The sequence below is a fragment of the Polyangium jinanense genome (genome assembly GCF_028435265.1).
In the GTDB taxonomy this organism is placed as follows: Bacteria; Myxococcota_A; Polyangia; order Polyangiales; family Polyangiaceae; genus Polyangium; species Polyangium jinanense.
In genome coordinates, this window is sequence record NZ_JAGTJK010000034.1 from 47,257 (window position 1) to 60,676 (window position 13,420).

Sequence of the window (13,420 nt, forward strand, 5' to 3'; positions counted from 1 at the left end):
GCACCGTGGGCGCGCCGTACGGCACGCCACGACCGAGGGCCGCGGGCGAGCTGGTTTTCCTTGCGCCGGATGCCGCCGGTGATATGGCGACACGCAATGCTCTGGATGACCGCCCGGTCCCCGGGGCGTCTCGCTCGTCCCGAGGAGCCATGAATATCCCGAGCATCGATCCGGTCGCCGCCGCCATCACCGTGCGCCTACCCGAAGGCGCCGTCGAGGCCGTGGAGCAGGTGGATCGAAAGGGAGCCGGTGTCGCGCTGGTCGTCCATCACGACGGGCGAACGCAATTCGTCCCGTTGAGCCCCGGGCGCCCCATTATCGTCGGGCGCCTCGAGCCGTCGCATGTCCGGATCCCGGACGCGAGCCTGTCACGACGACACGCGCGTTTGACGCTGCAGGGTGGTGTCGTGCGCGTCGAGGACCTGGATTCGACGAATGGGGTTCGCATCCGGGGCGAGTGCGTCACGCGCGGCGAGGTCGGCCCCGGCGATCAGCTGCTCCTCGGTCGTGTCGTGGTCTCCGTGTACGCGCTCGCGCCCGACGATGCCGTCGCGCGCCGCGAGAGAGGTCGAGCCTCGCCGCATTCGCGCGCCGCAGACGGTGGGGAGGACGACGGGCCCATCATCGCGAGCCCCGCGATGCGCCGCCTCTTCGAAGCCATCGACAAGCTGCGGCGCTCTTCGATTTCGGTTTTGCTGCGGGGTGAGACCGGCACCGGCAAGGAGATCCTCGCCCGCGCCCTCCACGACCGCAGCGATCGACGCTCGGGGCCGATGGTCTCCGTCAATTGCGGCGCCCTGCCGCGCGAGCTCGTCGAGAGCACCCTCTTCGGGCACGAGCGGGGTTCATTCACGGGCGCGGTGCAGCAGCAGAAAGGCGTATTCGAGGCAGCGCACGGCGGCACGGTTTTTCTCGACGAGCTCGGGGAGCTACCCGCCTCGGCGCAGGCCGCGCTCCTGCGTGTCCTCGAGACCAAGCGCGTGACCCGGGTCGGCTCGAGCAGGGAGACGACGGTCGACATTCGCCTCATTGCCGCGACCCACCGCGATCTCGAGGTCATGTGCGACGAGGGGACGTTCCGCCTCGATCTGCTCTACCGCCTCAACACCATGGTCTTGACCCTGCCACCGCTGCGCGAGCGCCCCGAGGAGATCGAGCCGCTCGCGCTGCGTTTCACGAGGCAGGCTGCGCGGGAGCACGAGAGGGAGATCCGGGGCATCGACCCCGCGGTGCTCTCGGCGCTGCATCGTTATTCGTTCCCGGGCAACGTTCGCGAGCTCCGCAATGCGATCGAGCGCGCGGTGATCGTCGCCGAGGGCAATACGATCACCCTGGGCGACCTGCCGGAGCGCGTACGTGACGGCGCTCGGCCTGCCTCCCCGAGCCCTGCGCGCCGCGCCGCCGCTCCCCTCGACGATCAGGCGGACCTGCGCGAGCGCGTGCAGCGCTACGAGAGCGAGCTGATCCAGGAGGCGCTCCGGCAAGCGGGCGGCAATCAAACGGAGGCCGCGCGCAGGTTGCGCATGCCGCTCCGAACCTTGGTCCACAAGCTGAAGGCTTTGGGAATCCGCAGACGCGACGCGGCTCCGGGCGAGCGCGACGCGCCCTCGAAGCCGCATCCCTGAATCGCATCCGGAAACACTCCGAGACGAGAGTGTGGTCGTTCATCGCAGGGTGGACGCTACATCCATCGGAGCGGAGCGGAGGCGGACGCCGAGGGGGAAACGCGCGCCGGCTCCGGGGGCCGGCTCCCCCTTCGACCGTCATGGGAGATTTTAGCCATATCATCATAAAAAAACGTCCAAGGGTCGCATCCAAGGTTTCTTGACTCGTGCGGGGAGCGACTTTACGCCGGGACCTCTGGCGGTGCGGGCCCCTTCTCGGGCCGCGCGAAAGAGGTCCTATCCATGCTCACCGGAAACGACGAAACTTCGCAGGGCGGGCGGCGCCACGTATTCGGGCGCCGCTTTGCTGCTTCGGTCTTGATTACACTCCTCGCCGGCTGCGGCCCCGCGCTGGATGCGCCGGAGGATACGCTGGAGGATGCGCTCACGGAGACCGCGCCCGACGACACGCTTGACGAAGACGCGCCGCTCCTCGCGCTCCCCGACGGCCCCGCGCCCTCCCAGCTTGCGGTGACCTTCACGCTGGGCGCGCGTTACGACGCGACGCAGAGCAACATCACCTTCCGCGTCTACTCCTCTCGGGCCACGCGTATCGAGGTCTACCTCTACGCGCAGTCGCAAGGCGCGCAGGAGAAGATCAAGTACGTGCTCACCAAGGACGCCGCGACGAACGTCTGGTCGAAGACCGTCGCCGTCTCCACGCTCAAGAATACCTACGGCATCACCGGCCCCGTTTATTACGGGTATCGCGCCTGGGGGCCGAACTGGCCGTACACGAGCAGCTGGACCAAGGGCTCGGGCTCCGGTTTCCTCGCGGACGTGGACGCGCAGGGCAATCGCTTCAATCCGAACAAGTTGCTCCTCGATCCCTACGCCTTCGAGATCAGCCACGACCCGATCAACCCGAGCAACACGGACGGCACCGTATTCGCCTCAGGCGCCTCGTACCGCAACCTCGACAGCGGCACGAAGGCCACGAAGGGCATCGTCTTGCCGCCGGACGCGACCTCCTATGGCGCGAAGCCCACACGGTCCCTCAAGGACGACGTCATTTACGAGGTCCACGTCCGCGGCTTGACCAAGAGCGACGCGAGCATTCCCGCCGCGTACCGCGGCACGTACAAGGGTGCGGGCCTGAAGGCGGCTGCCCTCGCGCAGCTCGGCGTCACGGCGGTCGAATTCCTCCCCGTGCAGGAGACGGACAACGACGCGAACGACGTCGCCCCGACCAGCACCGCGGGGGACAATTACTGGGGCTACATGACGCTGAATTACTTCGCGCCTGATCGCCGCTATGCCTCCGATCAGACGGCCGGCGGCCCCACGCGCGAGTTCAAGGAGATGGTGAAGGCGTTCCACGACCAGGGCATCAAGGTCTTCATCGACGTCGTCTACAACCATACCGGCGAAGGCGGCGCCTGGAGCGCGAACGACAAGACCACCTACAACGTGATGTCCTTCCGGGGCCTCGACAATCCCACCTACTACAGCCTGAGCGCGGACCTGCAACACAGCTGGGACAACACCGGGGTCGGCGGCAATTTCAATACATACAACCCGATCGCCCAGGACCTCATCGTCCATTCGCTCGCGCACTGGAAGGACACCCTCGGCGTCGACGGCTTCCGCTTCGATCTCGCCTCGGTCCTGGGCAATACCTGCCAGCACGGCTGCTTCAACTACGACAAGTTCGACGCGAACACCGCGCTCAATCGCATCTGGAAGGATCTCGAGCCCCGCCCCGCGGGCGGCGGCGCCGGCGTGGACCTCATCGCCGAGCCCTGGGCCATCGGCGGCAATTCGTACCAGGTCGGCAACTATCCTTCGGGTTGGTCCGAATGGAACGGCATTTTCCGCGACACGCTGCGCAAGGATCAGAACCAGCTCGGCGTCGCGACGGTCACCCCGGGCCAACTCGCCAGCCGCTTCGTCGGCTCGTCGGATCTCTTCGGCGACGACGGGCGCAAGCCGTGGAACTCCATCAACTTCATGGTCGCCCACGACGGCTTCACGTTGCGAGATGTTTACGCGTGCAACCAAAAGAGCAATTCGCAACCCTGGCCGTACGGGCCCTCGGACGGGGGCGAGGACGACAACCACAGCTGGGACCAGGGCGGCGCCGCCGCGGACCAGCGCAGGGCAGCCCGGAACGGTTTCGCGTTCCTCATGCTGAGCGCCGGCACGCCGATGTTCACCGGCGGGGACGAGCTCTTGCGCACGCAGTATTGCAACAACAATGTCTACAACCTGGACTCGGACAAGAACTGGATCGACTGGACGACGTCGACGGACAAGGAAAACCTCCGCACGTTCACCCGGCGTCTCATCGCATTCCGCAAGGCCCACCCCGCGCTGCGCCCCGATCAATACTACAGCGGCACGGACGGCAACGGGAACGTCATGGAGCAGCTCCGCTGGTTCAAGTCGGACGGGACCGTGCCCGACAGCGCCTACTTCAACAGCGGGAGCAACCACGCCCTCGCGTGGCGCATCGACGGCACCGAGTTCGGCGACCCGGCGAGCGCAATTTACATCGCCTACAACGGCTGGTCGGGCAGCGTCGACTTCACGCTGCCGTGGCCGGGCAACGGGAAGGCGTGGCACCGCGTGACGGACACCTGCAACTGGGCCGAGGGCGATAACCAGGTCGCAAACCCGGGCGCGGAAACGCTCATAGGCGGCGAATCCACGAAATACGGGATGTGCGCCCGGAGCGTGCTGGTGCTCGTGGCGAAATGAAGGGAGGGCGGTGACGCGGGTGCCGTTGCGCTGACCATTGGTTTCTTCTTGGGGACGCCGCGCCGGGGCGCTGCCCCGGACCCCGCGGGGGCTGTTCGCCCCTCGACCCGAACCAGGGCAAGCCCTGGATTCGGGTTGGAAGAACTGCGCGGTGCGCAGTTCTTCCACGGGCCGGTGGCAAGACCAGGGACAGCATTGCCAATAGAAATGGCAGCGCGGCTGTCTTGGTTGGCAGGGGGCGTTCCTCGGCCTGTTCGATGAACTGCGCGGAGCGCAGTTCATCGACCCCGGGTCCAGCGCTTGCGCTGGTCCGGGTCCAGGGGCGGATAGCCCCGGTGGGGCCTGGGGCAACGCCCCAGCGAAGCGGCTCCCAGATGAGACCAATGCTCAGGCCGTCGAGGCGTGGTCACCGCCCCCGGAGCCTCGGCGCAGGGGCAGCTGCCGTCGCGCCGCGGACGCGCCGGAGAGCGTATTCCATTCCGCCCTGGAGGGTGCTCATCGTCACGAAAGACCGCAGATCGACGTCGAGCGAAATGAGCGTCTGTGCGATCCGCGGAGCGATGCCCGTGATGAGCGTCTCTGCGCCGAGGAGCCGCAGCGCGCCTGCGACGTCGATGAGCATTCGCGCTGTATGGGTATCGACATCCTTCATTCCCGTGACATCGAGAATGACCACGCGCGCGCCTTGGCGCTGGGCGCCTTCGAGCGCGACAGCGAGGACCTGGGCGGCGCGCTCGCTATCCATGGTGCCGATGAGGGGCATGACGACGATCTCGCGGGTAATGGGCAGGAGCGGCGTCGACAGCTCCGCGAGCCTGGCGCGCTGTGCCGTGATGATTTGCGCCTGGAGCGCCTCGCGCTGCTCCTCGACCATGCGGCGCTGGGAGAGCTCGGCTTCGAGGCGGCCGTTGGCATCCGTGAGATCACGATTGAGATACCGCAGCTCCTCTGTCCTGCGCGCGACCTCGAGCTCGAGCCGCTCGTTGGCGCGCTTGACCTCTTCATTGGCCGCGCGCGAGCTCTCGAGGAGCCTGGCGATTTCAATGGCGATGGCGGCCTGCGACGAGAGCAGGGTGAGGAGCTCGACGCGCGCTTCGTTGAAGACGCCGGCGATGGCGCGGTTTTCCAGGTAGAGTACGCCGCTCAGCCGGCCTTGGTGCAGGAGCGGCAGGCACAAGATCGACCGTGGGTTTTCGCGGACGATGTACGGATCGTCCGAGAAGCGCGCGGCGCTCTCCCTGTCGTCGAGGAGCACGACCTCCTGTGTTCTTGACACATAAAGGATGACGCTCCTGGCGCATTCGGCGGCGCCGTCCAGCGGCTCCCCCTCGCCGGCGTCGATGGTCCTGCTCTGCTCCCCGAGCCTCGCGACAATCGCAAACTGCCCGTCTCGCGCGAGGATCAAAGCCCCACGATCGGCGCCCGCGTTGCTGAGGACGAGGTTGGCGAGGCGATCGATGACCTTCGCGAGATCGGTCTCGCTTGCGATTTCCTGCGCGGCACGGACGACGAGTGCGGCGTCGCGGAGACTGCCGGCGCCCGTCTTGCTGAGGAGGGTCCTGCCGAGCTCCGTGAGCCCGGATTGGCTCGTCGTCCCCGTGCTCGACCTGGTACGCGTAACGTCGCGGAACGAGGGCCACACGTGTGAGGACTCCGACTCGAGCGAGGCGGCCTTGAGGGGGGCGCCCCAATGCAGGTATGCCCGGTATGCATTTCGCATGTAGGCGCCGGCGCCCGTGGTGATGCCGATGCTCACGAAAAACTTGGCGAAGAGCTCGTTGGCCATCGCCTCGAAGTGGGGGGCCTTGTTTTCCTGGCAAAGCGCGATTGCGCCTTCGTAGCGCTGCATGGCGCCGGTGATATCACCTTGCGTTCGTGCTTCTTCGGCGTCGACGAGCGCCTTCAAATGCGCGAAGCTCTTCGGGGACCACGCCGCGAGGTCTGCGATCTCCGCCCTGTATCTCGTGAAGAGCTCCTTGCGCCTCGCCGCCTCGTTGGGCTCCTCAGCCGGCGGTAGGGCGAGGAGCAGGAGCGCTCGGAAGAAGGAATGGATCTTCGGTTGGATCGTCCCTCCGCCGAACATCAAGGCACGCTCGGCGATCTCCGATGCCTCCCAGGCCTCCGCGTGTTTTCCGTGCACGAGGAGGACGAATGACTTCAATACGCCATAGTGGACATTCGTGCTGCTGGGCTGCTGGCTCTGCAGGTCACGGACGAACTTGTCCTCGTCGAAGTTGTCGTCGCTGAACGACGTCGCGTCCCGCGTCTTGCCTGCGAGGCATGCGACGGCCTGCCGAACGGCGGTCATGGCGGCGTTGTTGCGCTGGATGTTGCTGCGCCGGACGATCGCCAGGTTTTTCTCGGCGAGGTCCATGAGATCGTCGATCTGATCTCCGGCGAAGAGGTTTGCCATCGTCCCGAGGAAGCAGGCGACGCCGAGCATGTGAAGCTCGCCGGTCTCCAGGCAGCGTTGCCGCGTGACGGCGAACCGCTCTCCCACTTGGCGCATCGGATATCGCATATGCGCGCAGCTGCTCGCGGCGAAGCCGAGCCTCGCGGTCTGCAAGGCGCTTGGAAACTTCGCGTTGATCGCTTCCGCCAGTTTGCAGAAATCCATCCCCTCGTCCACGCGCCCACGGATTGCCGCGAGCATGTAGCCGACGCAGCTGTACGGCAGCGCGACGAGCTCGGTATGACCGTGCACGAGGGCGATGTTGACCGCCCTGAGATTGATGATGGAGAACGCGACCGCGCCGAGGTGGTGCGAGCCGTCGCCGATGGAGTCGAGGATCGAGAGGACCGCGCCGATGACCGGGTCTTTCACCGCCGGCGCGTCGACCACGTCCTCGATGCGGCGTCCGCGCAGGTTGGTCGTCACCTGGGCGAGCTCCGCCATCATCACCTGCGGCGACTTGATCTCCTCCATGAGCAGCGGGTGCCCGAGCAGCCCCAGCGTATCGAGGCCGATCTTGATGCCTTCCACGAATTGCCCGTGGGACATCCTGCTGAAGACGCGCTCCCTCTGGATCGCGGCCCGCTCGATATCGGTCTTCACCCGGCGCGAAAGCTCCGCGAAGACGGCCTCGGCGCGTTCGGCATCGCCGCCCAGATATGCGCATTGACCTGCGAGCATGTGCAATTCGAGGCACAAATCATAATGCTCGTGCCAATCCTCGTCGCGGAGCAGGTCGATGCCGGCGCGTGCATACTCGGTGGACGCGTGGTAGGCCGTGGAAGCCTTGGCTTTTTGGGCAGCTCGCAGGTTGAGCCTCGCGAGGTCGACCCGCTCGGCATGATCATCCATGCAAGCAGCGCCGATGTTGAGGTGGTGGACGAGCTTGAGCAGATGCTCGTCCATGGATGCTCCTTTGATGTGCTGCTGGAGGAGGCGCCCGATGCCGAGATGGATCGTTTCTCGCTGTTCGGGCGGGAGGAGAAGGTATGCAGCCTGATGGACGCGATCGTGGACGAATCGATAGCGGACGTCGAAGCGCGCCGCCGAGTCGCTCGCCTCCGAGCCTCCGAGCCCGACCTCGAGATACCTGTAGTCACCGTCCAGAGAGACGATGAGCCCGGCCTTCATCGCGTCCCAGATCGCGGCGAGGATATCATTCGGCGGTTTGTTCGCGACGATGGCCAGCAATCCATATTCGAACGAATGGCCAATACACGCCGCGAGCAAGAGCACCTCTTGCGTCGCTGCCGGGAGCTCCTGCATGCTCTCGATGAGCAGATCGACGACGTTGTCGGTCACGTTCGCCGCGCGGATGGTGTCGACCTCCCATGACCACGCGCCCGTGGACGGGTCGAAGCGGAGGAGGTTCCGTTCGTTCAGCGTGACCAGGAATTGATGCGCGAAGAACGGGTTCCCGTGCGTCTTTTCGTAAACCAGCTCGGCCAAGCTCTCGACTTCCTCGGGCCGGCTCGTGAGCGTGTCGGCGACGAGGTGATGCAACGTCTCACGATCGAGCGGCCCGAGCTGGATATCCGTGGCGCGGAAGCCGAACTTGCCGAGCTCCGCGACGAGCGAGAGGAGCGGATGGCCGGGCTCGACTTCGTTGTCCCTGTAGGCGCCGATGATCAACAAGTGCCGGCTGAACGCGTCCGTCAGGAGAATATGCAAAAGCCGCCGCGAGGCCGGGTCGAGCCATTGAAGGTCATCGAGGAAGAGGACGACGGGGTGCGCCGCGCTCGCGAAGACGTGCAAAAAGTCGAGGAGCGTCAGCTCGAAGCGGTTCTTGGCTTGATCCGGCGGCAGATCCGGCACTTTGGGCAGATCGCCGACGACGAGCGCGAGCTCCGGCACGAGCTCGGTGAGCAGCGCGCCATTGCCTTTGAGCGCAACGAGCAGGTTTTCTTTCCATCGTGCGAGCGCCGCGGGGGACTCCGTCAGGATTTCGCGCATCAACTCCCGGAACGCCGATACGACCGGCGCGAGCGGCACGTCGCGGGAGAGCTGATCGAATTTGCCCGAGATGAAAAAACCACCGTGCCGCGTGATGGTCTTGTGAATCTCGCGGACCAGTGCCGACTTGCCGATGCCGGAATAGCCCGAGACGAGGACCAGCTCCGGGCCGCGCTGGCGGGCGTGCTCGAACGCCTCGAGCAGCGCTTCGATATCACGCTCTCGGCCGTACAGGCGCTGCGCGCGCCGCAGTTCGGGCGCCCTGTCCTTCGTATACAGAGGGAATGACTCGATGGCGCCGCGCTCCCTCCACTGCCGAAGGCATTCGGCGAGGTCGAACGCGAGGCCCGCGTCACTCTGGTATCTCTCCTCGGGTGTCTTCGCGAGGAGCCTCATGACGATTTCCGAGAGCGGCGCGGGCACGGACGGAGACATCTCGCGCGGCGGCACCGGGCTTCGTGTCAGGTGGGCCTGAAGGACGTCCTCGACCTCGCGGTCCGGGAAAGGCACATGACCGACGAGCATCTCATACAGAATCACGCCGAGCGAATAAAGATCCGACCGCGCGTCGACGGCGCGGTTCATGCGCCCCGTTTGTTCGGGCGAAACATAGAGAGGCGTGCCCTCCAGCGAACGCGCATTCGTCGGCGCGTTGAGCTCGCGAGAGATGCGCGCCGATATGCCGAAATCGATGAGAAAAACCCTGGAGGAGGACCTGTCCACCAGGATGTTTCTCGGTGTGATGTCCTTGTGGATGACGCGCCTCTCGTGGATCGCCGCGAGCGCGTTGCATATCGATATGGCGAGGACGAGGACGGTGTCGATGTCGAGCTTCCCGCCCTCGAGGATCTCGCGCAGCGTGGGGTGGCCGATGTCCACCATCACGAGGCGCAGGCCGCGCCCGTGCTCCTCCAGCGCGAGCGCTTGGGGCGTGTTGTCGAGCCCAAGCTCGCGCAGGATCATGAATTCGCGCCGCAGCCTGGCGTTCTCTCGCGCGCTCGGATAGTCGTTCTTCGTCTGCTTCAGGATGACCTGCGCCCCGCCATCCTGTTTCCGCGCCCGGTACACGAACGTTTCGGCGCCTTCATAGACGGGCACCACGAATGCGTAGCCGTCGAATGCATCGGATGCCGAGGCGGGAAATGCAGACTGCGCGACCATGTTGCCTCCTCCGAGGAGCTTGGCTTTAAGGGAAGACCCTACCCGAGTTGGGGCCGCCGTTGCAAGGGTTCTCGTGACACTGTAAGCGCCAAATGAATGTGGATGTGCGTCGGAAGAGCCGAGCCTGAGCGCCAGCTGTCTTCGTTTTCGCCTGGAGTTACAAGATTTTACGAGAGAGGGGCGAGTCGATGCTCGACGTGGACCCGTTGCCGGTCGGCCCGCGGGACAGGGGATGGTCCTGAGCTTGATGTTTTTAGCGTAGATCGACGACCGTTAACTCGACCGCCTCGCCATCGGATGCGCATCGGGCGGCGGCGCGCAGTGTCATTCGTCGCCGTCCCGGATACCGTCCTCGTCCCGGTCGATACCAATTCGCTCACCGGTTCCGGGGGGCACGCACGTAAATGTCAGCTCGCGCTGGAAGAATTGCGCCAGGTGGAGCAGCGCGGTCTTTGAAATCGCTCCGATCGACTGGTAACTCGAGGTGAACTCATTCGCGCCCACGTACAGGAAGCCGATCTCCTGCAGCCCGAAGCGGGTCTTTCCGACGAGATCACATTCGCCGACCTCGGCGCGTGATACGAGGAGGTCGAGGCGTACGCGCGCGGCGGTGCTGTTCTGGTTCGTGACGGTGACCTGCTGCCCGACGATCGGCGCTAGATTGCTGTCGAAGGCCAAGAGAAATTGCTCGACCTGCCTGCGCACCGGGTCGCCTGCCCCCGGAGGGCTCTCGTCGAAGCCATTGGGGGAAACGGGAGGGCTGTTGGGAAACGATGTCTGATTATCGAACCCGCGTGAGTTCATGAAGCGGAAGATCGTGTCTTCGGACCCGTCGTTCGTGAAGCCGAATCCGCGCACCTGGTCACCCATGGGGTCGTTGTCCTTGGCGAAAATATTCGGCACCTGGTCCATGCCGAACATACCGACCTTCTGGTACAGATTGCGGAGATGCGGAACTTTCAGGCTTTGCGGCTGCTCGTTGACGACGTACCCGCCCCCGGTGCCAAAGAATCCCGGAATGGCCTCGCCGAACTCGGCGTTTGCGGTCGGGTCGAGCCTGTGGCACGTCTCGCAGGTGCCGGAAAGCGCCCCCTCCACCAGGAAGAAATGATCGCGCCCCGCTTGCTGGTCCGGCGTGAGCGAGTTGTCGAGATTCCGAATCGGGTTCGGGGGGTACATGATCTGGAGCGCGAAATCCGCGAAGGCCTCCATGTCGTCCTCGGGAATCGGCTCGCTGCGACCGAGCAAATCGACATACGCGGCCTGGAATTGCCTGAACGCCTCATGTTCATCGAACGTCCCATCGTCCGGCTGAGCGCTCGGCTCGGCGTTGCCCCCGGTGCGATCTCCTCGCCAATGCATCGGGCCATGGTTCGCCGTTCCGCGGAGGCTCTGCGTCGTCATCGGCCCCTTGAGCGCGGAGAAACCATCGAACGTCGTGATGAACTTCGGGAACGGACTGGCGATCGGTCCCGGCAGGTCGGCGTCCATGCTATCTGGGTTGCCGAGATTCCAGGCAAGGCTATCCAGGTCGCCGAAGACGTGGCAACTCGCGCAGGACGCCTCCCCGTTGGCGGAGCTGAATCGGGCGTCGTACAGATGTTGTCGGCCCGCGACGACGCTCGGAGGCTCGGGATTGTAGAGCGGGACGCGGCCGATGACGGCTTTCGTCGTCGTGTTGACGATCGTGATCGAATTGTCGAACCGCGTGAGCACGTAGAGTCGCTGTTGGGACTCGTTGAGGACGAGGCCCGTCGGACCGACAGGCTCGTCGCCGTCGTCGAGGACGATGTGGTTCGCAGCATTCGGGGTGAATGTATCGTTCTCGAGCGCAGCCGTATCGAACACGCCGATCTTGCTGGAGCCGAGCGCCGCGACGTAGAGCTTCGAACCATTGCTCGTGATGGCCATCCCTACAGGCGTCGCCAGGCTCTTGTCATTGACGGTGTTGGGCAACGGCGCGCAGCACGAGTCGTAATTGATGTGTTTGTTGAGGTGGCGCGGCGCGACCGTGCCATTCGACAGCACGGAGATACGGGCTTCGTGCAGGTGACCCCGGACCGTCGAGCCGGTGAATGTCCCCGGACCCTCGAACCGCTGGAGGTTGTTCGCATCGGTGTTCGTGACGTACACCTTCCCGTTCGCGGGGTTGACGATCATGTCGTAGAGGACCGTACCCACGCCTGTATAATAGCCCGAGGCACCTGCGAGCTGCGCGGGAGGGTTCGCCATGGCGTCGATGACGAAGACGTCCTTGTCGGGGAGGGAAAGCTTGACGGCTGCATCCCAGGATTTCCCGCTCTCGTCCACCCAGTGATGGCCGTCGTATTTCACGATCAGCGCGGTCGGAGGCTGGGGTTCGCCGGCAGCATTGGTGTGCGGCGGCGGCATCACGAAGTTATTGTATTTGAGTACGAGATTCCTATGAATGCTCGTGGTGCGATTGCCCGTGTGGAAGCCGGCCGCGTAGACACGTTGCCCGTCCGGGCTCACCGCGAGCGCCCGTGGCGTGTCCGTAAATAGGCTGATGATGTTGAGGGGGACACCCCCAAGCGAGCTCGATTCCAGGTGCGTCGCGTCAAATACCCAAACATCGGCGCGCCCGATGCCGGGCGTTGTGAGCTGAGGATCAAATGGAGCGTTCTGGCCGCGGTGGGCCGTGGTAATGAACGCCCGGCCGCGGTTGGGGCCGCCGAACACAATGTCGCGAGGCTCGTCGCCGACGAGCAGCGTACGGACGACGCGCGGCGCGAAGGGGGCCGAGACGTCCACCACGCTCACGCTGTCGGAAAGATGATTGACCACCCACACCTCGTCGCTGTTCCGAGCTGCGACAGCGACAGGCTCGAGTCCCACCGTTACAGACCCGATATGCAGCAGCCCCGAGGACGTGACATGGAACACCTCAAGCCGGTTGTCGGGGGTGTTCACGGCATACAGCCGCTGGCCGTTTTGCGAGAGCGCGAGAGGCCGGACTTGGCCGCTTTCAAAGAGTGTGTAGGAGCCAGCGCTGGCAGAGCTCACTTGCAACATCGCGCCTGAAAGGGCCGCTGCGAAGGCAAGCCAGGCTTTGCTGCGGCGACGTCGCGCCGGCGTGATGATGGCGTGATCGAGCCCGGAGCCATGGAGCTCCCGCGCGTGGAGATGGGTAGACATACCTCCCCTTTCGGCGATGAAGCAATCGCCCAAATTCGGACGAGTGGATTTCTGCGTGACCGACGGGCTGGAGGCTATCGACGGGTCAACATGAACTGACCATCGCTCTCTTCCTCCCGCCGGTCGGTCGGGGCCTTCGTGCGCCAGTATAAACTACCCGAACCGCGTCAATTTTCAAGACTTTTGTGGGCTAGGCGCAGTGCAATGGGGAGCAACGACGAAGATTCGACGTCATCCTTGGCACAAGTCTTTCACGGCGCTTGCGTGGTCGCGGAGCGCTTAGGAAGAACAAACCGCCTCTTCGACAGTCGCAGACCGCTGGATCACCGCGCGC

Annotated in this window: 4 protein-coding genes; 2 read left to right on the plus strand and 2 right to left on the minus strand. The window is 64.9% G+C overall.

Annotated elements, in window-relative coordinates; all coding sequences use genetic code 11:
- Nucleotides 1–149: 149 nt before the first annotated feature.
- Both KEG38_RS38300 and KEG38_RS38305 read left to right on the plus strand, forming a co-directional pair.
- Nucleotides 150–1,625, plus strand: a complete 1,476-nt coding sequence (locus tag KEG38_RS38300; protein WP_272425387.1) for a sigma 54-interacting transcriptional regulator — start codon at nt 150–152, stop codon at nt 1,623–1,625.
- A 282-nt stretch (nt 1,626–1,907) separates the two neighbouring features.
- Complete coding sequence (locus KEG38_RS38305; protein WP_272425388.1) at nt 1,908–4,364, plus strand: alpha-amylase family glycosyl hydrolase; 2,457 nt, start codon at nt 1,908–1,910, stop codon at nt 4,362–4,364.
- Between the two features lie 406 nt (nt 4,365–4,770).
- Here KEG38_RS38305 and KEG38_RS38310 read toward each other — a convergent pair whose 3' ends face one another.
- Both KEG38_RS38310 and KEG38_RS38315 read right to left on the minus strand, forming a co-directional pair.
- Nucleotides 4,771–9,930, minus strand: a complete 5,160-nt coding sequence (locus KEG38_RS38310; protein ID WP_272425389.1) for an AAA family ATPase — start codon at nt 9,928–9,930, stop codon at nt 4,771–4,773.
- A 324-nt stretch (nt 9,931–10,254) separates the two neighbouring features.
- Nucleotides 10,255–13,086, minus strand: a complete 2,832-nt coding sequence (locus KEG38_RS38315) for a YncE family protein (RefSeq protein ID WP_372518219.1) — start codon at nt 13,084–13,086, stop codon at nt 10,255–10,257.
- Between the last annotated feature and the right edge of the window lie 334 nt (nt 13,087–13,420).

Bases quoted from the DNA above. Each gene is read 5' to 3' on its own strand.
- KEG38_RS38300 (WP_272425387.1), top strand. From the start codon at position 150: ATGAATATCCCGAGCATCGATCCGGTCGCCGCCGCCATCACCGTGCGC.
- KEG38_RS38305 (WP_272425388.1), top strand. From the start codon at position 1,908: ATGCTCACCGGAAACGACGAAACTTCGCAGGGCGGGCGGCGCCACGTA.
- KEG38_RS38310 (WP_272425389.1), bottom strand. From the start codon at position 9,930: ATGGTCGCGCAGTCTGCATTTCCCGCCTCGGCATCCGATGCATTCGAC.
- KEG38_RS38315 (WP_372518219.1), bottom strand. From the start codon at position 13,086: ATGTCTACCCATCTCCACGCGCGGGAGCTCCATGGCTCCGGGCTCGAT.